This window comes from Anoxynatronum sibiricum, from assembly GCF_039414295.1.
Lineage (GTDB): Bacteria > Bacillota > Clostridia > Peptostreptococcales > Tindalliaceae > Anoxynatronum > Anoxynatronum sibiricum.
In genome coordinates, this window is record NZ_JBCITM010000005.1 from 204,897 (window position 1) to 231,123 (window position 26,227).

General features: G+C 52.7%; 10 protein-coding genes. 8 read left to right on the plus strand and 2 right to left on the minus strand.

All coding sequences use genetic code 11. The annotated features are described in order from the left end of the window. Nucleotides 1–357 precede the first annotated feature (357 nt). The 3 genes from AAIG11_RS07090 (at nt 358) to AAIG11_RS07100 (ending at nt 7,325) form a co-directional block, all read left to right on the plus strand. A complete protein-coding gene (locus AAIG11_RS07090; protein ID WP_343185539.1) occupies nt 358–639 on the plus strand; it encodes a hypothetical protein in 282 nt (93 codons plus the stop codon). Nucleotides 640–864: 225 nt separating this feature from the next. Beyond that, nucleotides 865–5,025: a Cys-Gln thioester bond-forming surface protein gene (locus tag AAIG11_RS07095; RefSeq protein WP_343185540.1), complete on the plus strand. Its 4,161-nt coding sequence runs from the start codon at nt 865–867 to the stop codon at nt 5,023–5,025. Between the two features lie 326 nt (nt 5,026–5,351). Next, the gene (locus AAIG11_RS07100) at nt 5,352–7,325 is read left to right on the plus strand and encodes a Cys-Gln thioester bond-forming surface protein (protein ID WP_343185541.1); all 1,974 of its coding nucleotides are present in this window, start codon (nt 5,352–5,354) and stop codon (nt 7,323–7,325) included. Between the two features lie 163 nt (nt 7,326–7,488). On the opposite strand, the gene AAIG11_RS07105 is transcribed toward AAIG11_RS07100, so the two are convergent. After that, entirely contained in the window at nt 7,489–9,330 is a 1,842-nt protein-coding gene (locus AAIG11_RS07105; RefSeq protein ID WP_343185542.1) for a glycosyl hydrolase family 88, read from the minus strand. 356 nt (nt 9,331–9,686) lie between these two features. On the opposite strand from AAIG11_RS07105, the gene AAIG11_RS07110 reads away from it, so the two are divergent. The 3 genes from AAIG11_RS07110 to AAIG11_RS07120 all read left to right on the plus strand — a co-directional run bounded on the left by AAIG11_RS07110 (nt 9,687) and on the right by AAIG11_RS07120 (nt 13,270). Next, nucleotides 9,687–9,962 carry a hypothetical protein gene (locus AAIG11_RS07110; protein ID WP_343185543.1) on the plus strand — a complete coding sequence of 92 codons (276 nt, stop codon included), beginning with the start codon at nt 9,687–9,689 and terminating at the stop codon, nt 9,960–9,962. 211 nt (nt 9,963–10,173) lie between these two features. Then, nucleotides 10,174–12,684, plus strand: coding sequence for an LPXTG cell wall anchor domain-containing protein (locus tag AAIG11_RS07115; protein WP_343185544.1), 2,511 nt, complete (start codon nt 10,174–10,176; stop codon nt 12,682–12,684). A 319-nt stretch (nt 12,685–13,003) separates the two neighbouring features. Beyond that, complete coding sequence (locus AAIG11_RS07120) at nt 13,004–13,270, plus strand: AbrB/MazE/SpoVT family DNA-binding domain-containing protein (protein WP_343185545.1); 267 nt, start codon at nt 13,004–13,006, stop codon at nt 13,268–13,270. Nucleotides 13,271–13,631: 361 nt separating this feature from the next. On the opposite strand, the gene AAIG11_RS07125 is transcribed toward AAIG11_RS07120, so the two are convergent. Further along, nucleotides 13,632–16,289: a hypothetical protein gene (locus AAIG11_RS07125; protein ID WP_343185546.1), complete on the minus strand. Its 2,658-nt coding sequence runs from the start codon at nt 16,287–16,289 to the stop codon at nt 13,632–13,634. A 484-nt stretch (nt 16,290–16,773) separates the two neighbouring features. On the opposite strand from AAIG11_RS07125, the gene AAIG11_RS07130 reads away from it, so the two are divergent. Together AAIG11_RS07130 and AAIG11_RS07135 are read left to right on the plus strand one after the other, a co-directional pair. Next, on the plus strand, nt 16,774–23,259 hold the full coding sequence (locus AAIG11_RS07130; protein WP_343185547.1) for an IPT/TIG domain-containing protein: 6,486 nt from the start codon (nt 16,774–16,776) through the stop codon (nt 23,257–23,259). Nucleotides 23,260–23,301: 42 nt separating this feature from the next. Next, complete coding sequence (locus AAIG11_RS07135) at nt 23,302–26,139, plus strand: S-layer homology domain-containing protein (RefSeq protein ID WP_343185548.1); 2,838 nt, start codon at nt 23,302–23,304, stop codon at nt 26,137–26,139. Nucleotides 26,140–26,227: the final 88 nt, after the last annotated feature.

Sequence of the window (26,227 nt, forward strand, 5' to 3'; positions counted from 1 at the left end):
GCGCTTGCAGTTTTCGTTCCTTTTCGAAAAAACACTGACAAGATTTTCAATGCTGCCCTTTACCAAATCCCTTGTCTTCAGCTTATGCTGTCTACAGCCCCCGCCTCCCTAATAGGGAGGTATTTTTTATTCCCTATTCCCTGCAAGCTTTTCACTGCCCTTCCTATTCACTATTCCCTGCTAACTATCAACTGTTTTTCCATGTCACACAGATGTCACAGATTTGTCCGTCATTTGTCACAACCTCCGGGTATAATGGACCTAACACAGCAAACAAAACATACCCATTTGTCACCCAAAATGCATTCAACGGGGGTGGGGAGAGAATTCCCCCTTCGCTGAAAGGAGAGGACCCCGATGAATAAAGCAAACAGACACCAGACAACACCCAATCTCGGAGGCTCTCAGTTTCTTGTCAACGTTCGTTACCAGCAGAACCACAGCTGGCAGGGAAGCATCCAGCGCCTGGACACAGGCGAAACCATCAACTTTCGAAGTGCGCTGGAACTGATGACCCTGATGGAAGCAGCCGTCAAACAACAAGGGGACAGACACCTGCCTGAAACGGATCTCAGAAACTGGAAGACACAGAAAAAGGAGGTGAAAACGGGAAAAAAGCATCATGAACAACTTGGATAGTGACAACCTTGCAAATATCAGCAACTGGGAAAATGACCGATAACGCACTTATGTAGTAACTAGACCTTTCAGAACGCAGACGGAAGCACCAATGGGTAACCACGTCCCATTTAAAAAACGCGGCACTCCCGGGTAACCACGTCCCATCCAAAAAACGCGGCTGAAAAAAGAGGGCCTGGCTCCAGAAAAACACAGGCACATTTTCAGAAAAGGAGTGAGAACCACATGAGAACCCGCAGAAGAAGATTAAGGCAACTGCGAACAGGCTTGGCCATGCTGCTGGTGTTTCTGCTGGCTTTTGGCAGTGTGATATCGGCGTTGGCAGAAACCGGCAGTAGTGGTGGCGGGAAACAAGTCATCATTCATGAAGAGATTGAAGAAGACTTTGAGGAAGCAGCTGATTTTATTGACCCCGTACAAAACTTTGGGCCAGTGAATCTGACACTGCTGGCAACAGGAGAAATTGTGGGTGAAATGACCGCTTTACAAAATGGTCAGAACCTGACAGTAGTGGTAACACCAGGTGAAAACTGGCTGGTCAACGCCCTTAGCCTCAGAGGACAGACAAAAGAAGGCGGAAGCCTGGAAGACAGTATTATCGAAGGCACCAATGGATTAAACCAGACATTCAACCTGGCTAAATGGCAGGAAGCGCTGGCCGAAGACAATCTTTCAGTGGTCGTCGTGGCAGAAATGATTCGCCAGGACGAGCTCACCCCTGTTGGCGGGCCAGTCGTAATTGAAGAAGAACTTGAAGAAGAAGGCGACGCAGACGCTGACACAGAAGCCGATGCAGACGCAGACGCTGACACAGAAGCCGATGCAGACGCTGACGCTGACACAGAAGCTGACACAGAAGCCGATGCAGACGCAGACGCTGACACAGAAGCCGATGCAGACGCTGACGCTGACACAGAAGCCGATGCAGACGCAGACGCTGACACAGAAGCCGATGCAGACGCTGACGCTGACACAGAAGCTGACACAGAAGGAAGCGGTGGCGAGACTGAAGGTTCTGAAGAAGTGCAGGAAACTGCAGTATTGAGCGAAGAAGTGTTTGTGGCTGAGTCCACCGTTCTTGAGTTGGTTCAATCAGTACCGGCACCATTGCCCATGATGATGATGGATGCAAGTACACGATATGGATTCACAGGCGATTATGCGGCAAACGGGTATGGGTATATCATCAGGGAACTGGGCCCCACCAGCTTCATTGGCTCCGATATTTTGGTATACTGCGTTGACTATGATAAGCCACTGGAAAATGCATACCGCACACGGGATTTCTTTTGGCAGACGCGCTGGTGGGTGAACACCTACACCAAGCAAACCAGCTATACGGCCAATAATTATGTACTGGCGATTCTGGCCAACTCCTACCCCACATTGTCACTGAGTGAGTTAAACGCTCTTTATGGAACAACGAACTTGACTGAGGCACAAGCCATTGAAGCCACTCAAAAGGCCATCTGGAAACGCACCAACAATCGAAACCATAACCTCAGCGGCAACACAAAGAAAGCCTATGATTATTTAATTGGTCTGCAACCCATGGTGAACCTGGGAGCAGTCATCCAGGTAGATACCCCCTCCATGAGCATTGACGGAGATCATCTGAAAATTGAATTCACCTACGGGTATGATAAAGATGTGAGCGGCAGCAGCAGTTACTCAGCCCTCACCCATAACATGACAGACAGCCAGTTGGACAGCTTGTTCGGAGCAGGGAACTGGCAAAGACAAGAAACGGTGATGAATGCCGGAAGGCACCAGAAAAAAGTGACGATTCTTGTTAACAAATCAGCAGTGACTGAAGATATGGATTTTGAAGTGGAAGTTACCGGGAAAGCTCAAAGCTTTGCCGCATCCTGGTACAAAGCAAACTACACTTCCAGTGGCAAAGAAGGACAGCCACTGATTTCCACAGATGGATCATCCACATTTGTTGATCTGTCAGGAAAAAGAACCATTTCCATCAAACTCAACAAAATTGAAGTCACAAAAGAGTGGACCCCTTACGGCGGACAAGCCGGCGAAATTCCTGAAGGCAGAGAGTTTACCTTTAAACTCTACGCCAATCAGAACAGCCAATATGTTTTCACCGGCAAAACCATTACCCTGAACAGCAGTACACCAACCGATCAGTTCAAGAACCTGCTTCCCGGTGACTATCTGGTAACAGAAGTCGTGGCTGGCTCCGCAGACTTTGATCTGAACAACGGTGGTGCAGGCAGCCACAATGGAGAACCCATCGTTTGGGAAAGCACCATCCATGGGTTTAACCAAACAAAAGAAACCACTGCCACCAACGAAGAACTGAGAGCGAAACTGACAATCATTAAAGACGTTGTAAAAAGTGATGCTCATATGGTGGAAGTACCCGGGCAAATGATGCCGGCAGCAGTAAGTCTTATGGATGTGGAAACTGATCCCGTCTTCTGGATCACCGTTAAAAATCCGGCAGGCACGCTGGAAATGCCGGCAGATCACGGCTACACACCACATTCGGAAAACCCAACCTGGTTCCCATTAAGCGTTGGAGTTCCTGTTCAACTGGAAGGGCTGCCCTTCGGCACCTATACGGTTGAAGAAGTGGGAATGCCTGATAACTTTGAATTTGAAGAGTTCACCATTGAATCAAATGGAATGGCAACCCTGGGCAGAGCCCATGTCTCATCACCCAAAACACTCACCATCACCAACCGGGAACTGGATTCCCTCATTGTCAACAAATGGTGGCTGGGTCTGGGAGACCGTGAGCCTGAACAAATCAGTGCCAGTGGCTTCACCTTTAAAGTCTACAAAGACGAAGTTCTTTTCGCAGAAGGACCAGGGGAAGGCAATGACAGCCTGGTACTCAACAACCTGACACAAGGCACTTATAGCATCTACGAAGTTGTTGGCGAAGATGACAATTTCCGGTTTGAACACTCCTGGTGGAATTCAGAAGCAATGTGGACCCCTGGCAGTGGCAACACCACGGGAGAAGTCTTTGTGGGAAGCATCACCTTTGGAAACAACAATCAAGTTCGCACACAAGCCGTTGCACCTCCTTCATATTCACCCAACGAGCCTTACGAACTGAACGTGGTGAATCGGGAACGTCGTGAGATCACCATCGAAATGGAAAAAGAACTGCAGCTTCCCGAAGGCGTCAACATCGAAGATCTTGAAGTGCCAGAATTCATCCTGGTGATTGACGAACTTCAAGGTCAAGATTACCCTGATTTTCCGTTCCCAATAGATATCTATCAAACTCAGGGAATGGAAGACAGCAACACCTTCGCAGATGATTATGAACTCACCGTTGGCGGGGTGATCACCGAAACCCGTTGGTATGACAACCTGGTGATGAACTATGAATTCTACGAAAAAGAATGGGATAATGATCATTTCCAACTGGTAGGCTACGAAGTGGAGTACTTCTGGGGAGAAGAAGGCGATGGCACAACCGAATACGCCCCTGAAGAGGCACCGGTTGAACTGAACCTCTGGGAGATGGATATGCCCGACAGAATTCGCATCAAAGTCATCAATCGCTACACTCCGCCAGAAATGATGGAAATCAACCTGGAACTTGAAAAGCGAATCGTGGTAGTGACAGAAGGCAGCGAAGGCGAAACCATCGAAACACCGGTTATTAATCAGGGTGGCGTTGAGTTCAACGTGGTTGTCAGTGGCATCGAAGGGGAAGATGACTTCACAGGTCCTTACACCCTTACCACCGCTGGCCCCGTGGGACCCGAAACCCATTGGTATCCGGAAGATGAATCACCTGACCTGATGATGGCCTACAACATCATTGAGAACCTGACACCTCTTCAGCAACAGAATTACGAACGACTGCGCTATGAAGTTCGTTACGAGTATGACAATGAAGAGGGCATCACCGTACCAGTCGAACTGACACTGAATGAAGATGGTTCGGCAGACTTCGATCTCTTCGGAGATAATGAAGAACTGACACCCATTCGAGTGATCGTGACCGTTGTCAACGCTTACGATCCACCGGAAGGCGACGCTGACGCCGATGCCGATGCAGACGCTGATGCCGATGCTGACGCCGATGCCGATGCAGACGCCGATGCCGATGCAGACGCAGACGCTGATGCCGATGCAGACGCCGATGCAGACGCAGACGCCGATGCCGATGCAGACGCCGATGCTGATGCAGACGAAACCATCGAAATTCAGGAAACTGAAGTTCCGCTGGCAGCACCCACAGTACCTCAGGCACCGCAAGAAGTCATCGTACTTGACGAAGAGATTCCATTGGGAGCACCCGTACTGCCACAAACAGGCGAAAGAAGCCCGTATCATCTCTATCTGGCAGGTGCATTCCTGATGGCAGCCGGATTCCTCTTCAGAAAACGATCACACGCATAATAGACAAAACATGGCACAAGTTGAATAACGTTTCGCAAACAGGCCTCTGAGTAAGATCGGGGGCCTGTTTTTTTCATTCCCTATTCCCTATTGCCTGTTCCCTGCCTTGCCGTGTCACGCAGATGTCACAGCCTTGTCCGTCATTTGTCACAAGCACCGTGTATAATGAATCTATTACATTGACCAGACAGGTGGCCATTCACAAGATTTTCAGAGTAAGACAGAATCACCAATGGGTAACCACGTCCCTCTCAAAAATGCGGCTGAAAAAAGAGCTCCTGGCTCCAGAAGAAAACAGGTATCATTTAATTGAAGGAGCGAACACCATGAGAACATTAAAAAGAAGACACAAACAACTGCAAGCAGGATTGGCAATACTTCTGGTATTATTATTGGCTTTCGGCAGTGTGATGCCATCTCTGGCAGATACACCGGAACAAACAGAGCTCCAGGAAAGTGTTCAGGAAGACGATATTCAGCCAGTGATTTCACAGGACCCTGAAGAACCGGAAGAACGTCTTGAAGGGGACACAGGAGACCTGTACGTCGAGCTTATCGAAGCAGATGAAGCAGCAGATGAAGCTGATGAAGAAGCAACAGAAGAAGACGAAGCAGAAAAAGAACTTTCCATTGAATACGAAATAGGATGGGAAGAAGGCAACGACACCGGCTGGGAAGAAGTGCCTGAAGAAGTGCGCCGGGAGCTCTTGGAAGACCTCTTTGGTGATGAATTTGAAGATGCCATGATGGCCTGGGAATTGGGAGATGTTTATCAGGCAACTATTGCCAAATATGGCTACGACATTATTTACAAGGCTGATGCTGAGTGGAAAAGAGACAATGAAAGAGGCAAACCCGCCTACAGCTTTGGTGAATGGAAAATTGCTCAAGGTGACAAAATTCCAACAGCACTCTTTGAGGTTGTTGTGAAAGATGATTCAGAAAGCCATCCGGATGAAACGGTGACAGAAATCCAAAATGACTTTGATGAAGAAGCTGTGCAGGAGTTTTATGAAGCTTATTGCATCGATCAGGAAACACCTTTCAGCGATGGTGTGGAATACGGGAAAGTATTCCTGAAAGAGTACAATGAATTGACAGAAGTACAAAAAGGACAACTGGCTCTCATCATGGAGAACCAGCCCCAAAATGAAGATGGCAGCCTGAAAGATAATGATGTGAGCATCGCAGCAGTACAAGCCGCCATTTGGTACGTGTTAAATCCCGATGCTGTGCCGCAGGGTGTTGAAACCCACCAAAAGCTGCAGGGCAATAAAGTATTGGACACCTATGTGGGCAGCCCCAATAACACCGAAGTGTTAACCCTTTTTGATTCACTTCGAAATCTGGTGGATGGATTTGGTGAATCAACAGATGCAACCACCTATTTCTACAATCCGACAAGCGTCTACTACACCCTGCAATATGAGTTTTTACCTGGCGAAGAAATGGCCCCTGAACACCCTGACTATGACTTTTACCAGGCAATTAAAGGCTACGAAGTCGCATCAGACAGAACCGGCGAAGGAAAAGAAGAAACCATCAAAGTAACCATTCGTATTCCTGAAAATGAAATTCCTGACCATCTGTGGGTGAAGATCTCAGTGACGGGAACTAAAACCACCGTGGAAAAAGACTACTACGTGTTTCTGCCGCTGGTTGACGGCGAACTGCCTCTTGATGAAAATGGAAAACTGACAGTTGAAAACCTGGCATCACAGCCGCTGATCAGCCGCCAGATTCAAGAAGTGGTAACAGAAGTGGTTCAAAAACACACTGAAAGTGAAGTCAATTACAAGCAACCCGAAGAAGGTGATGCAGATGCTGACGCCGACGCCGATGCCGATGCTGATTCAGACGCCGACGCCGACGCCGATGCTGATGCAGATGCCGATGCAGACGCTGACGCCGATGCTGATGCTGATGCTGATTCAGACGCCGATGCCGATGCCGATGCAGACGCTGACGCCGATGCCGATGCCGATGCTGATTCAGACGCAGACGCCGATGCCGATGCCGATGCTGATTCAGACGCCGATGCAGATGCTGATTCAGACGAAACAGTGGTGCTGGAACCCCAAGAAATCCCTCTTGGAACCCCCACTGCACCCCGGGGCCCCATTGTTCCACAGGTTCCCATGGAAGTGGATGAAGTGGTAATCCTGTCACTTGAAGAGGAAGTTCCTCTGGGAGCACCCGTTTTACCGAAAACTGGCGAACGCAGCCCGTATCCCATGTACCTGGCAGGTATTCTGCTGGCCGTGGTAGGCATGATTCTCAGAAAACGGGAAGCTGCTTAAGCAGCGTACAATGATTAATAAAAGCCACTAATATGACAAACGGGTCTCGGGAAAAACGCCGAGACCCGTTTCAGTTGGTTGCTCTTCAGAGAGTGAATCTTGCAGACACTGAGAAGGTGAAGCTGGCTGAAATGATTTGAAAAGTGTCTAATTGGCGGTTGCATTACTGAGCAAACTCATTCTGATAGTGCCTCAAAGCCTCGTAATGCCGCCAGAAGTTGTAATAACCGGCAATAAAATGCTCCACGTCATCAATACGCACCCGATAGCCGTCATGGCGAATAAAGAAAGTGCCGTTAATCCGCTGGGGGTTTCTCAGATACATGCTGTACTCCGGGTAGAAAAAGCCATTGAGCATGTGCTCAGCCCGGTGAAAAATCGTGTCAATGAAAAAGGCTTCATCAAAATGTGCCATGTAATCCACCTGCAGGTTGTTCTCTTTGATGCGATGATACAGATCGAAGCTGGCCATGAGCAGCTCCAGATAAGTATGGTAAGAGGTATCCCGGTGATAAATGGCGTTTAGATTCTCCTGTACATTACGCAGGGCAAACTCGTAATAGCGCTGGTTGGGGTCATGGCGGGTCACCTCATTCAGGGCATAGGCCACCCAGTGATCCCGGTAGCGGGTGTAGTCTTCCCGAATGAAGTTTTCCACCGCTGAACGGGCTGCGTCGAGCCACTTGTCATTACCAGTCATTTCATAAAGCAGTGCCAGGGCATAGGCGGATTCACCGTCATAATATACCGTTCGAAAGGCTTCTTTGGGAGAAAAATCAGTGTTCAGCACATGGTAGAAAGTGCCGGCCTCTTCATCCATCAGCTCCAGTATGCCATTTCCCAGATAAACGCACAGCGATAAGTATTGATCCGTTTCGTAGGTATCCATATACTGCATCAGCGTGATAATGGCCAGGGCATTGCCTCCCAGCTTGATCTCATCGTTGGGGCGGTCGATGATAAAAGCAGTGTCGGGACGTAAGTAGACCACATGATCCTCCGTCAAATAATCCAGGGTAGCGCGGGTGGCGTCGGCATGGGTGTCAACCCCTGTCATGTCGTAGGTCCACATGAAGGGCTGAATGGAAACGGCGTGGCGCAGCAGGTTGTAGGCAGTAAACTGGCGGTCGTAGGTGGGGTAATAGCCATAAATGAAGGCGCCGTCCTCCTGAACCTCCCCTGCCAGCCAGTCAGTGGCAGAAAGAATCACCGAGGCGGCTTTTTCACGGTCAAAGGCTTCAATCCTGCGTCTCCCATAATCATAACCGTTGCCCTCATAACCATATAAAGGGTAGACATGCCCCGCTTCATCACAGAACCAGCCCAGGGCTGTGAAAAGATACAGCTGCTCAGGAATTTCATCAATCACAGGCCGGCTGTAGGTCTCCAAATACTGCTGAATGGTTTCCAGGCTCAAGATCTTTTCTTCATAGTCAATCAGTTTATTGCCGTTGATCTCCGCTTCCAGAAAGGCAGTTTCAAAGGCAGCATCAAATGCAATGCCCTTGCGGAAAAATTCATTGCGGTAAGGTTGCAGCATCCCCTGCAGGTCTTCCCGGGCCAGTGGCTCCCGGTGATCCACCACATCCACCTTGACCCACACAGGCTCAAGGTGCGCTTCTTCGATAAGTTGCATCGCATTGGCAAGAGCAGCATCCCAAGCCTCCTGCAACGTGGCCCCCTGGCCATTGACCACAGAGGCCCGGTGGGTGGTGTCGCTGATGGAAAAGGACACCCCATAAGGATCAGAAAAAAAAGCGGCCGAAGTCGACTCTTCAGCAAACACGGCATCTGCCAGAGCTGAAACCTTGTCTTCAAACAGCAGCAAATGCTGCTGTGTCAGTTTCTGTTCTTGCCGGCGTTGCAACAGGTCGGAAGCTTCACCATAAAAAGCGGTCATGGCCGCCAGTACAAGCAAAAGTCCTGCCAGCAGGTAGCGATTCCGCTGGCTCCGTTTACTGGCTTCAACGGCCTGTTCCAAGCGCTGCTGTTGCTTTTTACCCATTCAACCATCGCCTCCATCCCATTTTAGTTCCCTCAGGGTCGCTGCCCCTGTTTTGACCGAAGGTCTTTTGTTCACTATACCTTATCCATTGGGCCCTATCAACTGCCCTCCAAGTTTTACTTTGGCGCTGATCCATTGGAGTTTATTCCCTATGCCCTGCTCACTATTCCCTGCCGCCGATCCTCTGCCTTTTCTATACCCTATTCCCTATTCACTATTCCCTGCCTTTCCGTGTCACACAGATGTCACAGCGTTGTCCGCGTTTTGTCACAGGGTGACGGTATAATTGAATTATAGCAGACCCATTTCTATGGGGAGTCGGGTATCATCTCCCTTCAGAGAAAGGAGCATCCCCGATGAACAACAATCATGAAACCATCCAACATCCACCAAGCACAGCCAATCAGTTTCTTGTGAACATCCGTTATCAACAACACAATAGCTGGCAGGGAAACCTTCAGCGCTTGGACACCGGCGAAGCCATCAGTTTTCGAAGTGTCCTGGAGCTGATGAAGTTGATACAAGCTGCCCTTGGAAAAGTTGAAGGAGAAGGCCACAGAAGCTGGGCTGAAGAGGAAGGGGAGGTGAAAACAGTCAGCCACCATCAGGACCAACGGTGCTCATCTATGTAAGCAACAGCGCCAGCCGTCGGTCTGAAGCAGTATCCAAAGAGAGAACGCCTATTTTCATCAGGTTTTAGATAAATAAAATGGGTAACCACGTCCCATCCAGAAAAACGCGGCACTCCTCGGGTAACCACGTCCCGTCAAAACGCGGCTGAAAACAAAGCACCTGCCTTTAGAACAACGCAGGCACCATTTTCAGAAATAAGGAGTGAGAGATATGAGAAAGCTTCGAAAAGGACAACTCGCATTGAGCTTACTACTGGTTTTCCTACTGGCCTTCGGAAGCTTCTTCACCGCACTGGCAGATGACACAGCCGTTTCTGACGATTCCGGTCAGGGCCAGGAAGAGGTCGTGACAGAAGCACCGCCGGCAGAGGAAGATGATGATTCTGATGAACTGGATGAAGCAGATGAAAATCTGAATGACGAAGCAACAGATAACGACACCGAAGGTGACATGACAGGTGAACCTGGCGAAGAACCGGAAGCTGATGAGGAAGAAAAAGCAGACGGTGAACCTGGCGAAGAGCTTAATGAAGATGCAGATGAAACAGAAGCTGACGCAGTAGAAGAAGAGCTTGAAGAAGAGCTTGATGAAGAACTTGAAAAAGAACTTTTAGACCTGACAGGTATGATGTTGATGGCTTCACTGCCAACAACAGGCCAGGGCATTGAACCCCTCTACATGGGCTTAAACCCGGGACCGGGACTGAATGACGTGAGTCATCCTTCTGATTGCACACTCAAATCAGTCAAAATCGATGATCCCCAGGCAGGCAATCTGGGAAGTCAGAACAGCAGCAAGGTTTCAAAGTCAGATGCCAACACGCAGTTTGATGTTCAATTAACCAATATTTCCTACAGCAGCTCCAACGTCTTTGACTTTAGCAGCGCCACAGACCCAGTCTATCATGTATGGGTCAAAGCAGGTCCTGGGGGATACCTCTACAGCTATCCTGGCGGTACCTATGGCGACACAGGTCTTTACTCGCCACAGCCAGACAGCATCAGCCATATCACGTTCTTCTATTGTGAAACGGTTGTTCCCCCCAAACTGATCCTAGAAAAACTGATTGTCGACGAAAATGAAGATCTGCTGTCAGAGGACAGCACCCCCTTCAAAGTAATCATTGATGTACATGAAGGCTACAACGACCTGTATGCAAGCGCTCAGGAAACCCCCACTTTCCCCATGACCGTGGAAGGGCTACAGCAGGGAACCACCGGGCAAATTGATTTGAGCCACCTTCCTGCTGGTTGGTACCACATCGTTGAAACAGATCTGCCGGAAGGCTATCGTGACATCAACTACAAAGTCGTGTCCGACTGCGGAGAGCCAATGATCAGAAGCCTGGAAGAAAACGGCTTGAAAGGTCTGGTTTTCTACTGGTCAAATGAATGCGACACCACCATCACCATTACCAACCAAAGAACAGAAGAAAAGTTTGGCGACATCGAAGGCAACAAATGGATCGTTCCCTTCATGGAATACTACTACAGCGGCGGCTACGGCTATTGGGGACCCAAAGACCCGGGAGCCGGCTGGCCCATCACCCTCTCTGAAGAAAAGGGAATGGAAGAAAACGAAGTCGATGACGAAATGGTTTCAGCAACACTCATGACCATCCCCGAAGAATGGGAATGGAAAGCAGAGACACTCACCGATGACGACGGCGCCTTCAGCTTCGAGAACCTGACACTGAATAAGTGGTACAAAGTGGAAGAAGGGCTCAAGGATGGCGAAGACGCAGACGAGTGGGTACAATGGGCACCCTTCACTTACTACGTATTCCTGGGAGAAGAAGGAACCATCATTTTAACAGACAGCGACATGGAAACCCTGGCACTTCAAATGGTGGAAGGCCCCATTAACGGACAGCGCACCATTGATTTCTTCAACAGTGAAATTCCCCATGTGATCATTGAAAAAGTGATTGTGGGTGACGACACCGATGATACCATGACACCCTTTGAAATTACCCTGACCCCCATGGTATTTGTCGATGGCGAATGGGTTCCCATGGAAGGCGTTGAGCCGCTGGTACGCACCATTTACCAGGGAACCAACCGTTTCTTCTGGAACGGCGAATGGGTGGGAGACAACCAGGATAACGGCCTGATCGAAGTCATGTCCTCAGGGGCGAAATTTAAGTACTTCGGTAATCCTGCCAACTTGGAAACACCACCTGCCATACCTTTTGGAGCGTACTTTGTGGAAGAGGATCCGGGAGCAGACTGGCTGGCACCCCTGTATGATCTGAGTGACCAAATGATTCTCTTTGGAGTTTGCGGCCCTGAATCAGTGCCCATCTTCCTGACACAAGATGTTGCTTACCAATACTGCAACCTGTTCCCCATGATGACCATTACCAACGAACGGGATGAAGAACAGGACGCCGACGCTGATGCCGACGCCGACGCCGATGCTGACGCAGATGCCGACGCAGATGCTGATGCCGACGCAGATGCTGACGCAGATGCTGACGCCGATGCTGACGCCGATGCCGATGCAGACGTCACCATTGAACCCTTTGAAATTCCTCTGGGAGCGCCAACACCAGTGGTAACCATGGACACCCCTGAAGAAATCATCATTCTCGACGAAGAAGTTCCTCTGGGAGTGCCCACATTGCCTCAAACCGGTGAAAGAAGTCCCTATCACCTCTACCTGGCCGGCCTCTTTATGACAGCCGCAGGTGTGATCCTGAAAAAACGGCAACAGGCATAACCCAACTTAAACCAGCATAAAAGCTAAATAAAAACCGGCTGTGACGAGAAGGCAGGGAACAATGAGCAGGGAATAGTAAATCAAAATCGCATGAAACAATGAAAAAACCGGCTGCGACAGATTGTCACAGCCGGTTTTTTGCGGCATAGGAAGCAGCACATGCAAAATAGTGATTGATATACTTTTAATAATGAGCTTGAAGGAAGCAGGAAAAAATGATTGATCAGCGTTGGCGTTTGGAGTATACTTAAAGAAAGAAAGATAGAAAGTTAGAAAGAAAGAAAATTGAAAAACAAGAAAAGATGAAGAGGTGAAAATAATGCTGACTGAACTTCGAAAAAAATCACAGATAACCATACCTAAGGATGTAGTCAAACGAATGGGGTTAAAGGAAGGCGATCAGTTTGAAATTGTTGAGCAGGGTGGAGTGATTCATTTGGTGCCGGTGGCAATTTATCCCAAAAGATATGTAGAAGAATTAAAAGAAGAAATGGAAACTTTAAAATCAGATATTCAATCTGGAAAGAAGGCGGTCTTCGACAACGTAGATGATCTGTTTGCTCAATTAGACAAAGACGAAAGGTGAGGTGGCAGTGTATCAGATCACTTACTCGAAAAGATTTCTGAAACACTACAGGAAATTGACGGCAGAGGAAAAGAAGTTGATTAGAGTAAAAGTTGAACGACTGGCAGAAAATCCCATGCACCCCTGACTAAGAAGTAAACGTATTAAGGGGACAGAAAACTTGTTTGAGTGCAGTGTGAATATGGATATTCGAGTTATTTGGTACTATGAAGGTGATCGAGTCATTCTGTTACTGGATGTCGGGCACCATGATTTATTGCATCAGTATTAGACGTTGACTCAGTTTGCTAAATGTTCATCCCATAACACTCTAAAAAGCGCCACCGTACCGGTTTTCCGGCCCGATGGCGCTTTTAATTATCTACTCCCTGCCCTTCACCAGAATCACCTGGGCCACCCGGTCAACCACTTCCAGGGTGACGGTGCGGTTCAGCAGCCGTACAGCTTCGGCGGCCACCTCTTCAGCCCACTGATCAAAAGCAGCTTCATCCACTGAGCGCCAGGCACTTTCCTGAATGGCGAAATCGCCTTCCAGCTTCACCCGCACTGAACCATCGGTGTCTTCCCGTATCGTATAAGTGAAACGCAAGTCGTCGTAACGGTTCCAGTTGCGATTCAGTTCCCTTGCCACGTCCTCCATCAGACTGTAAGAACGCAGCTCCCCCCGTTCAATGGCGAACCGGTAGAAGGGTTCTTCGCCCCGGTTGTTGACCATAAAGCCATCCACTCGAATGTTGGGGTACTTGTCTTCCAGCTCTTTCTGCAGCGCCATCAGGTAGTCTCTCTTGTAAGTGACAGACCGGTTCATAAACCGGCTTTCAGGGGTGATCACCGTCAGTTCCACATCCCGGCGAATCAATTGGGCATCATATTCATAGCTGATACCGTCAAAGCGGCCCAGGTATCGGCGTAAAATGCGTAACAGCTCAGTAATATCAACGGTCTGAACACCAGCTGAGCCACCGTGCTCTTCAAAATTAAACCGCAGGCTGCCATCCCGGGAGGTGAAAGTAATATAAGTATATTCATTGGAGGCAGTGTTGCGGGAGGTGATCCAGCCCTCGATGGTGGCGTCGGCATCAAAAAGCTCCTGCAGGGCGGCTTCCATATCACCAATCCAGTTTTCAATCCGCTGGCGGGAAAGGGCATCAAACCGGTTGAAATCAGCGGCATCATAGGTAATACGCAGCCGGTAACGGCTGCCTGAAATACGAGACAAAGTGATGTAAGTGGAAATGCCGTCAATGGTTTCGTAATAGTCCTCCAAATAGCGTTCCATGCCTGCCAGGGTGGTGACCCGGCGGTAAGGGATGCGACGGGATTCATCCTGCTGGGTTTCCTGCTTTTCAGTCAGTTGCTGCTCCAAATCGGCCACCGTTGCCTGCAAGGCAGCGACAGTCTGACGGTCATTCTCCAGTTGCTGAAGCATGGCCGGGAACAGGTTGCTTCTGGCAGCCGGGTTACTGCCCAGTCTCAGGGTGTTGGTGACAGGATCACTGGAAAGTGTCAGATAAAGGGCATCAGCCCATTCACCCAGGGGAACATACAGGGTGTTCTGCCAGACAAACATTTCTTCCTGACTGTGGAAAGAAACCCCATCCACCGTCATGCGCAGGGGGTAGAGGGTGATGCCGGCCTGCTGAGTGGTAATGGCCACAGGGGCCGCCAGGGCAGCATAGGCATCCTGCATCGGGGGACTGCCGGCGGTCTCGGTGGTGGTGCCGGCTTCCTGCTGCCAGTTGTGCCACCGGTCATCCCGGGCATCCCGGTACCGGTCGTCATACCGGTCGCGATCATCGTACCAGTACCGGCCATCATCCCGGTACCGGTCGTCGTAGTAGTCATCGTACCGGTCATCATAACGGGTGGCGCTGTGCCACCGCAGGCGCCCGCTGTCCATGCGAAAGCTCTCCAAAAAGCGGCCGGTGTCTTCGTCCAGCACTTCTCCCCACACATAAAGGTTCCGTTCAGCCTGGTTGATTTCCTCGGCCACCCGGGTTAAAAAGGCTTCCCGGCGGCTCTGGCTCAAGGCTTCGTAATCACTGCGGCGGGTGTCGATGGTGACATCCAGCTCATCTCTTGCGGCTCGGGCCCGAAAGCTGTAGTCTACGCCGTCATACCGGTTCAGCTGATCATTGAGCCGGTCTTCCACCCGGCGGGCCATGGTGGCGGTGACGCTGCCGATGCGGGTGTCACGGGAGCTGGAGCTGCTGCTGCCAGAAGGGGTATAGCGGAAGGTGAGGGTGGGGCGGGTACTGTTGCTGCCTGCCTCAAACTCCACCAGGCTGCGAGTGCTGTTGTTGCGGCTTCTCAGGCTGCCTGTCACTTCCCAGGTGCCTGGGGCCAGGGTGGTGGCGGCGGCCACCAAATCCTCCACATAAGCTGTGACGGTGCTTCTGGCCAGCCGTTCAAAATCCCGGCGGTCGCTTTCGTCCACGGTGACGGTGATGGTCATCAGTTGACTGCCGCTGTCTGCAAGGCTCACCGACAGTGGAATCCCCTGCACCCGGCCAAAAACGTTCTGAACAAAGCGCTCCGCCTCACGAAGGCTGCTCATTTCCGTTAAGACAGTGCTGGTGGCACTACCGGTGCTGCTGGTGTTCAATGCTGCCAGTGAAGCCTCCAGTGCCTGCTGATGCTGCTGCAGCTGGGTTTTTTCGTAGCCCAGTCGGGCCACTTCTCCCGCCCAGGGGTTGGTGCCCGGCTGGTTCAACACGCCTTCGGTGGTCAGCTCCAGCCAGCCTTCGGTGGCATCAAAGCGAACCCCCACCCCTAAAAAAGCACCCAGAGGCATGGCGGGACCATAAGGCTGGCCCTCCAGCCAAACCAGAGGCTGTTCCAGACGCAGAGCGAAGTTGTCCAAAGTGATGGCTGTATCCCGCAACTCCAGCGTGGCATTCCGGGGGTAACCGGCAGCCCAGGCGGGGGCCAGGCTGCCCATCACCAGCAGTGCAACGAGAAACAAACACAAAAATTGAAAAAAATGACAAAGTGAAGCATGACCGTGAGATGTCTTCAATTTAGAGAACCTCCTCATGATGTGATGTGCGGTTTTAATGATCGGGAAAATGTCTTCGTGGCAGTGAATATCTTCATGCGATGGGACTATCTTCATGATGATGAGACGGCCTTCATTAATATGGGGATCTGGGGTATGTGGTGTCATAGCCTTATGATATAATAAGGGGCGTTCAATGGCAATAACCGGCCATGGCAATGAGGCAAATCAGGTGGTCATGCCCTGAACGCGATGATCACATGAATCTGATGGCAACCTGATTCCGATGGCCACCCGATAAAGTCTTGAACATAATTAAGAAAAGCCTCTAACATACTATCGGATTTTTGTCGATAAAAGTATAGAGTTGTAGCCACTTTTCCTCTCAGAAGGACTTTAGCAAGTCGCTTCAATCTCATCTATCACAGCGAAATGAAGTGTCAAATGACAATCCCAATCTGATCATATCAGCTTCACAATATCAGCCAAATGGAGGAATTAACCCATGCACACACCCGCCACTTTTCATCGAAAGCACTCCAGCCCCCCCCACAAACAATACCGTCACACCCCCCGTCGGGCCATTGCCTGGCTGCTTTTGGTGGCGTTTTTGGTGACGTTTTTGCCGCTGGAAATGGGTGCCATGGCCGGTATTACCTCGGCATCGGCACTGGAACTCACCCCGCCCATTCTCACCATCACCAACAATTATGAGAACTTTATCCGGGTGCTGAAGCGGGTCACCGTTCAGGACGGCGACTTTTCCGGTACAGGGATCACCGGCCATACCATGGGTGTTTTTGACGATGTTGCCGGGTTGTACAATGTGCCGGCAAACCAGCTGACGGTTTTTGGTTCCCTGGCCCAGGCAACAATACCCGACAATTTCAGCGGCCTGCGCCAGGTGCAGGTGCGTTTTCAAAAACCTGACAACACCACCGAAACGCTGGAATACAACAATGTTTCTGAAGGAATACCTGAAATCACAGGGGTGGTGAACCCTTTGGTCACAGGCGAAGATGTGATCATTGTCAGCGGTCGTGATGCCAATGTGAAAGATTTGGCTGACACACCTGCCGGCTATATTGTGCGTGTAGGCGGCGCTGTTGCCAGGGTCTGGACAAATGACGATGCCGCTGACCCCAATTACCCTGCAGGTCTCACTCTGACCAACAGCCAGGTAGGGCTTCAGGCCGCTCCCGGCAACAGCTTTCCCGGCGGATTACTCACCATTACCGTGGAGCGTTCCCTTCAGCGGTTAACCACCAGCAACTCACTGCGTAATCTTTACAACTATGTGGATGCCGTTCGTGTCATCACGCCCCTGAATCTCGACGGGATGACCATGTTCCCCACCTTGGGCGAAGTGGGCAGCCGGGTGCGTTTCACCTGGAACAACCAGATGCCTGCCAACGGATACGACGTGTATTTTGTGGAAGACCTGACCAACCTCACCCTGTTGTCTCCCGCCAACCGGGCCGGCTTTGTCAGCAACCCGGCACCCCAGGCCAACGGAGACTGGATTTATACCGTGACGGTTCCCGGCGTTGATGCCGGGAGAGCCTATTATGTGGTATTGACCCCCCGGGGAAACACCGACTCCCGTTATGTGATGAACCAGCAGTACCGGGTGATCAGCATTCAGGACAGCCCGGTGATCGATAACTTTTCACCGGCATCGGCCCCGTCCCTCCAGCCCACAGAAGTCACCATCACCGGCGGTTTCTTCAGCCGTTTGAACATCGACGGCCTGAACTACCCGGTTGAGGAAATGGTGGTGCCGGCCATTCCCTCAACCGGACTATCGGAACTGACAGTGGAATACATTCACGAAGCCAGCGCCATCCCGGTCATTAACCTGGGCGGCACGCTTGAGCCGGTGAAAAGTGTGGAGCGCAGTTTTCAGGTGGTTATTGACAATACCCTGCGCATTTACGACTTCACCCCCCAAACAGGCACCGGTGTTCAACGGGATAACACCTTTAAAGTGATGACAGAAACCTACACCATTACTCAGCCCCGGGAAGTGCCGGTATCCGTTGAAGTCCTCACCACCATCACCCTTGATGACTTGAATGAAACCAAGCTGGTGATTGAGCAGATTGTTACCTCCGATGGCAAGTTCACGTTTATCCCTTCCACAGAAGCCCCCCAGGTGGAAGAGGTGATTCCCCGCATCATCCCCATCGAACGGCTGGGCGACAATGACTATCTCCACAGCAGTCTTGAAGAGTTGATGCTGGTGATTCGGGGAGATGGCTTTCTGGTGACCCGCTACATGTCAGGCGGCCAGGAGCAGGTGAATTATCCCAAGGTGCGCCTGGGACAAATGGTCATTGACCCCAATGCGGCGCCGGGCGCGCCTGGTGTTTACGTGCCCGAGAGTTTTCAGGTGCTGAGAGGCAGCACTTTGGTGGACGGCATCGGCAACAACGAAACCGGCAACACCCTGGTGATCCGCTTGCGAGCAGGTTCAGAGGGTTTTGAGGTCATTGAACGAAACGACCGTTCCATTGCGATTCTCAACCCGCGGCGGGGCAGCGGGGAGTTCCCTGACGATGCGTTTTTCATCAACTTCCCTGAAAAAGTCGAGTTCCGGGAAATCGGAGAAAATGATTTTCCCAGAATTATCAGCGTTATTCCCAACCTGGTGTCCCTTGAGGGGGGCGTTCCTGTCCGCATCACCGGTTCCAACTTCCGGCCGGGAACTCAGGTGTTTATTGAAGGGCGTGTGGTCCCCGGCATCACTGTTTCCGGCGACGCAGAAACCATTGATTTCACGGCGCCGGCAGGCAATCGTGCCGGCGAAACCCAGCTGCAGGTGGTGAATCCGGAGGGCGGCCTGGCCACCTACCCCTTCACCTACACCACCACCTTTACCGAGCCCCGCCTCACCCGCATTGCGCCCACTGAAGGCACTGAGGGAACTTTGGTGACTGCCCAGGGAAGCAATTTTCTGCGGCCGGACCCCACTGTGCGGGTGACAGATCTGAACAACATTGATGTCTTCATCATGAACCGGCTCATTGGCACCCGCTTTTTCATGGGGGCACACGACATCAATACCTATAACCGGGAAGGTAACCGGGTTGCGCTTACGCCCTACCATGAGGGGGCGGCTCCTGACCGAACCCTGAAAGACCATGTGTTTATCTATAGCGCTGATACCGGCCAATGGCGAGCCGGTGAAGGTTTTGAAAGCGTGATTTTCTATAACGAAACTTCCCGAAAATTCTACCGTCTGATCCGGGATGTGCAAAACCGCTACTGGATTGAAGACGGACTGGGTCTGCGCTACCAGATTCGCCGAAACGGCGGTAATTTCCAGGCTGTTTCCGGCACGAACACCTACAATATCACCCAGAGCACCAAAGGGGTGCTGTCTTTCGACGGCAAAACACTGAAAGCCTATACCCCTTATTTTGTCAGTCAGGTGGACGGGTTCGACACCATCACCGGCAACCGGGTCACCTATATTGACGGCAGCACCCTCAACATTCGCGTTCCCAATATGGGAATAGCCCCCTGGACAGGTGCCGGCCTGTATGATGTGGCCGTGGTGAACCCAGATACCAAAGAGGCCCGTCTCACCAATGCCTTCTATTATTATCCTGAACCCAGAACCATTCCCGCCATTAGAGACATCGTACCGGAAATTGGGCCGGAAGCCGGCGGCAATCTGGTGAATCTGAAACTGGATGACACCCTCGATGTGGAAACCGGATTTGTGGATACCGGCACCAGCAAAACCAAGGTGTTTGTCGGTGCCCAGCAGGTGCCCGCCGCCGATGTGGTGGTTTCTCCCAATGGCCAGGAAATTCGCATCAAAGTACCTGCTTTCTACGAAAATATCCGGGACAAGGGAACCGACCGTGTTACCGTGCCCCTGGTGCTGGTGAACCCCGACGGCGGCACCTTCCACGTGGATTTCAACAAGCCCATCACTGTTCAGCGCACCCGGCGCACTGCCGGAGGTACCGAAGACTACAGTGTGGATCTTTTTGGATACACCTATGTGGTGCCCACCAGCAATCCCAGAATTGACAGCATTTCTCCCGTCAGCGGCTCTGCCGCCGGCAGGTATGTGGTGGAGATTTTTGGCTTCGATTTCCGTGATTTCCGCAATATCCGGGATGAAGACGGCAATATTACCGAAACCCTGAATGCCGACCCAGACAACAAAGGCACTTCCCTTTACAACGATGAGTATCAGGTACTGCTGGACGAGCTTTATCCCCAGATTTACTTTGGCAGCCAGGAGGCTGAAATTGTAGTCTTTTCACCCACCTACCTTCAGGTGGTGGTGGGCCCCAATGCAGGTGCCGTACCGGTCTATGTGGTGAACAACGACTCCGGTATTTCCAACACCCTGAGCTTCACCTTCGACAGTTCTCAGCCGGCCATCACCAGCGTCAACCCTGACCGGGCCGATCGCCGGGGAGGCACGCTGGTGGAAATTCTGGGGCAGGGATTTGAAGAAAGTCTCATTACCCTGTTGCTGGATACCGATGGAACCAATGGCGCCTCCCAGCGGCTCACCAACCAAAATCAGGCAATGGTCCGTGTGGGCCAGCGCACTAACAAGAACCTTCCCCGGGAAGACGAAAATTCCGGGGTCATTCGCAGCGGAAGGGCCACCGTTCGCCTGGCGGGAGAAGTCACCGCCCGGTACGATGCCGGAGGCACCGGCACGCTGGAAGTCAGCATCGTCGACCGGGGCACTACCTACAGCCATGAATACCGGGGTTTCCAGTCCGGTGAGACAGTTTATATCGATACCACGCACCTCACCAACAATAGCGATGAAGCCTACCCCTACCGGGAGCTGATTCGTTTTGAAGTGCGGGAAAACCGGCTGTTTGTGGAAGGCGGCTACGCGCCGGAAGTGCTGTACCGCACCCCGCGACATTTGGTGGCCACCATGCCCGCCTATTACACCACAGGCACTGTTAGATTGTCAGTGGTGAACCCCGACGGCGGCACCGCCAGCCGTGACTTTGTGTACATCACCCCCGACAGCCGCCCGGTGATCACCAACATCACCCGTGAAGGGCGAGATCCCCTTTTGGAGCAGCGGGAAGGCTATGGGGAAATCAGGGTGCAGAAAGTCTCCCTCCGTGGCGGCAACGTCATCAGCATAGTGGGAACCGATTTTCGTGAAGATGCCCGCATCAATATCGGCGATGTGGTGAATATTGGATCTCAGGACATCACCTACAACCTGCCCAACCGCCTCACCTTCACCATGCCCTCTCTCCCTGAAAACACAGTGGGCAGCCTTTACCGGGTGGTAGTGACCAATGTGGACGGCGGCTCTGCCACCTCCGACAGGGCAGAACCCACGCCCATTTATATTGAAATTACCAAAGGTGAATCCGATCCCCGCCTCGATACCATTACACCGGCAGAAGGTCCTGTCACCGGCGGCACCCGCATCACCCTCACAGGGAATGATTTCCGTAAAACCATGGAGGGCTACGAACAGAACCCCCTCAATGTCTTCTTTGGAGAAGCAAGGGTGGAAGATGGTTCCGGCAACTTGGAATATGTGGATTACCGTCAGATTAAAGTCACTGCCCCTGCAGGGAATACCTTCGGCAACGTCAATGTACGGGTGGAAAACCCCGACGGCGAGCTGAGCCTGCCCCCGGGCCAGTTCCGATACATCAGTCAGCCCAACATCGCCACCATGGATCCGGCCCGCATTTTTGCCAATGATGGTGAGAGTGACGTCACCGTCACCGGTGAAATGTTCATCTCCGGCGCCAAAGTAATTCTGGGAGGCCGCCTGATTCGCAAGGGCCAGGAGCCTGCCGGGGAGACTGTCCACGGCGAAGGGGTGCGGGGCGTTGACGACAACGGCAACAACCTCTACTTCAGCGTGGTGGGCGGCGTGCCTGCCTCCACAGTGAATGTCACCAGCGAGAATGTGATGGTCCTCCGCTTCCCTGAAGTGCTGGATCTGACGAACGACGACCTGATCATCATCAACCCCGACGGCGGTCTGTCAGACCCTTACAGTGATTTTGACTACGCCATACCTGTACCGGATAAACCGCTGGTGCTGGAAGCCATCCCCGGGGCCGAATCCAGCGTGCAGTTGGTATGGTCCCAGTCAGGGCCTGAAGTACTCAATGCCTCTGATCGTTTTGAAGTCTACGGCAAGAAAAGCAGCGATGCCCAGTTCACCTACCTGGGTGACACCCAGGAGGCTGACTTCCTGGTGCGGGGTCTTGAGCCAGACACCCGGTACGATTTCCGGGTGCGTGCCCTGAACCGTTATGGCAGCGCCATTGAAACCGCCGAAGCCAGCACCCGCACCTTCAGTTTGCGGGATGACCCCAAACTGGGTGAAAAAATCGAAGAACTTGATCGCCAGCAGGAAGAGCTGGAAACCAAAGGCAAAGAAGAAGTCGCTGGTAACCGGGTGGTACGCACCGTGGGCAGCCGGGAAATCCCCGCCGGCACCACCCCCTATGTCATCGATTTCTCCGGCGCCCAGTACAGCCGGCAGAACGACTTTGTCGTGGCCTTCCCTGTCAGTGCCCTCACCACCATGAACCGGCCAGTGCGCATCACCGACGGCAGCGCTTCCCTCACCATCACTCCCAGCCATCTTCTCACCCGGGAGGTGAGCGGCCTCACCAACGACCAGCAAAAGGACGCGGTGGTACAGGTGCAGCTGAAGCGGCTGGAAGGGCAGGAAGCCACTGCCATGACCTCTGCCGTGACCCGTACCCAGCGAAGAGCCTCCGGCGCCTACGGCGTGGGCTTCAACCTGAAGGCCGGGCGCAATGAGCAAAACCTGCCCCGCCTGCTGGGCAACGCCAGCCTGGCTATTGCTCTTAACACAGGAGTCTACCAGGGCAGCAGCACCGGTAACACCGCCCTCATGGTCTACGACCCGGCCAGCCACAAATTCAACAGCGTGGGCGGTACCACCGCCACCTTCCGGGAATCTGGTATTTATCAGCTGATCAGCAACCGGTAGATGAATGAGAGCACCACAAATTCTGATTCGAGGAGTTAACCAATGAAAAGACACGTGAGCGCCTTCATCCTCATCATGACCCTGCTCATCACCTCCCTGAGCCCGGCGGCAGCCATCACCCCCTTCACTTCCGCCCCCCAGTACCGGGGCATGCCCGGTGCCGCTCAAATGGCTCAGGAACTGCAGTTTAGCGACATCAACAATCACTGGGGCGCCCCCGCCATTCTGGAAATTGCCGGTTTGGGGCTCCTTCGGGGCACCGGCAACAACCGGTTTTCCCCCGACCAGTCCCTTTCCTATGGGGATGCCCTCACCATTCTGTTGAAAGCCCGGGGACTTGACGAAGCACTCCGTGAACAGCGGGCTGCTCAGGCACCGGTGAATGTGGCGGGAGTCAATCTCTCCAACGATGCCGATGCCGCCCGGCAGGCAGTGGTCACCCTGGCCCAGCAGCAGGGCATTCTCACCGCTGCCGAAGCCGACACCATCAACCAGCTCACCCCGGCAGAAGCCGACGCCCTGGAACGCAGCGTCAATGACCAGGTCCAGCCCTATGTGATGAGTGAACTCACATCTCCCGAGCTCACCGAGCTGGAGAATGCCTTGCGGCAACAGCTCACCACCCGAACCGCCTGGGGCCGTCCCGCCAGCCGTCAGCAGGTGAGCGTGTGGCTGGCCCGTACCATCAACCTGGAACCGGCAGCCGTGGGCATGACTCCGGAGCTGAACCGGTTCACCGATGCCAGTGCCATCGACCAGGCCAATCGCCCCTTCATCGAAGGCGTGCTTCAGGCCGGCTATATGAGCGGCACCAGTGCCACCACCTTTGCCCCCAATGCCTCCATGACCCGTGCCCAAATGGCCGCTGTCATGCACAAGGCCATTCCTGCATGGATTGGTTTTCAGGGCATCACCCGCCAAACCGGCCATGTGGAAGAAATCACCCCCATTACCACCGGCACCGGGGCCGGCGATGTCACCCGGCAGATCAGTGTGAAAAATCACAACGGCACCGCCGCACTGATTCATGCCACCCCCCAGGCAGACCTGCTGGTACTGCGCAACACCACCTATACCCTGTCCAGTCAGGTATATGTGGGCGATGATGTCCGCTGGTACCATAACCCCGACGGCACTGCCCGTCTCATGGTGCTGGCCTCCGGCACCAGTCAGGCAGAAGCTGTCACCCCCCTCACCGGGTTTTTGGAAAACATTGACCCGGGAACCAACATGTTGAAAATAAGAGACTTCAACGGGCTGGAGCATCAGCTCACCGCCCGGTCAGGCCTGCCGGTGACCATCAACGGTCAGCCGTCATCCCTACAGGGCCTGCCCTATGGCATTGAAATCACCGCCGCCCGTGCCCGGAGCAGCGTCACCGGAGCCACTGAAATCAACCGCATCGATGCTTTTCTGGAGGAAGACCCGGCCCTTCATGGCTATATTCCTCCTGAAAGCCGCTTCAAGGTGGGAGATGTGCTCAGCTACGACGGCACTTCCGTTGAAATCACCGCCATGCCCAGCGGCAACCGGGAAACCTACCAGATCACCACCCTCACCCGCATCGAACGGGAAGGCCGCATGGCCCAGCCCTTTGAAATAAAGAACGGCGACCGGGTCATCCTCCTCTTTGATGATATTTACAGCCCAGAGATTGCCACCATAAGAGTGGAAGATGCCGAGCGCCATATCACCGATCTGATTCGGGGCACCATTGACTCCGTTGATCTCCGGGCCGGCGAGGTGATTCTAAAGGACATTACCCGGCTGGAAAACAACCGGTGGGTTCCCCACGGCGACCAGCTGGTGCGGTACAAGGCCGAAAACAACCAGCTTTACAGCGGCGCCCAGGCCCTCACTCTGCAGCAGCTTTCCCGCATGACCGGCAGCCAGGTGTATGCCGCCGCAGAGCAAAGCTACGGCGTTCCCCGGGTGGCCAAGCTGCAGGTGCAAAACGGCAGTGCCCAGATTTACGATACCCGCATCCAACGGCTGGAATTTGCCACTGAGCAACTGCAGGCAGATTACAACAACTTTGGATTTAACGCCGGCACCATCGTGGTGCACAACAACCGGCTGGTGGACCGCCTGAACCTGGCCGAGCAGCAAAGTATTTACATGCTGGCCTCCCTCTCCGGCAACGGTCGGGAAGCCGCCCTCATCACCATTCTTGATCAGGATACCCTGGAGCCCCGCCCCGGAGGCACCCGCCTCATGCTGTACCTGGCACGCCTGCAGGACATCTACGACTATCAGGTGGACATGGGCCGCCTGGGCTATCAGCTGGACTATCTCCAGCTGGCCAACTACCGCTGGCAGCCCCTGCGCACCGCCCAGCGGGCAGCCTTCAGCGAAGACACCCTGATTTACGACAGTGACCTGCAACTGGCCATTGATCCCCAGCTGTTCCTCAGCACCCGGTTCATTGATCCCCAGGACATTGAAGATGCAGAGCTTCGCAAGCGTATTGAGAACCGGTTCTACTACGACAAAACCGCCTACTTCCTGGTACGGGAAACCACTGTTGGCAGCGAAACCCTTCAGGAAGTGCTGGCCATCAATCTGGCCCCCTACAGCGTGTACGAAGACGGCAACATTCAAACAGAGCACAGCGCCATGGGCACCATCTCCGGTATCGACACCGCCGCCGGCACCCTCACCATGACCGGCCTGCGCACCTGGAATGCCCTCAACGGCCGATGGGAAAGCACTGCCGGCACCGAAACCTTTGCCACCAACAAAGCCGTCATCCTGCTCAACGACCAGCCCCTCACCTCAGAGGAAATCTGGCGCATCCGCAGCGGCGCCCGGGCCTTTGTCATCAAAAACAAAACAAGCTCCACCGCCGATACCGCTTACGTGGTGATAGTGGAGCAGTAAGACGCGATTTTTCGTGGTATAATAATGGTATAAAACAGCAGTAGTAAGAAGTAAGAAGTAGGAAGTAAGAAGTAAGATAAGAAAGGAC

Excerpts from the sequence above, each read along its gene's own strand:
- AAIG11_RS07090 (WP_343185539.1), top strand. The coding sequence starts at position 358 with ATGAATAAAGCAAACAGACACCAGACAACACCCAATCTCGGAGGCTCT.
- AAIG11_RS07095 (WP_343185540.1), top strand. The coding sequence starts at position 865 with ATGAGAACCCGCAGAAGAAGATTAAGGCAACTGCGAACAGGCTTGGCC.
- AAIG11_RS07100 (WP_343185541.1), top strand. The coding sequence starts at position 5,352 with ATGAGAACATTAAAAAGAAGACACAAACAACTGCAAGCAGGATTGGCA.
- AAIG11_RS07105 (WP_343185542.1), bottom strand. The coding sequence starts at position 9,330 with ATGGGTAAAAAGCAACAGCAGCGCTTGGAACAGGCCGTTGAAGCCAGT.
- AAIG11_RS07110 (WP_343185543.1), top strand. The coding sequence starts at position 9,687 with ATGAACAACAATCATGAAACCATCCAACATCCACCAAGCACAGCCAAT.
- AAIG11_RS07115 (WP_343185544.1), top strand. The coding sequence starts at position 10,174 with ATGAGAAAGCTTCGAAAAGGACAACTCGCATTGAGCTTACTACTGGTT.
- AAIG11_RS07120 (WP_343185545.1), top strand. The coding sequence starts at position 13,004 with ATGCTGACTGAACTTCGAAAAAAATCACAGATAACCATACCTAAGGAT.
- AAIG11_RS07130 (WP_343185547.1), top strand. The coding sequence starts at position 16,774 with ATGCACACACCCGCCACTTTTCATCGAAAGCACTCCAGCCCCCCCCAC.
- AAIG11_RS07135 (WP_343185548.1), top strand. The coding sequence starts at position 23,302 with ATGAAAAGACACGTGAGCGCCTTCATCCTCATCATGACCCTGCTCATC.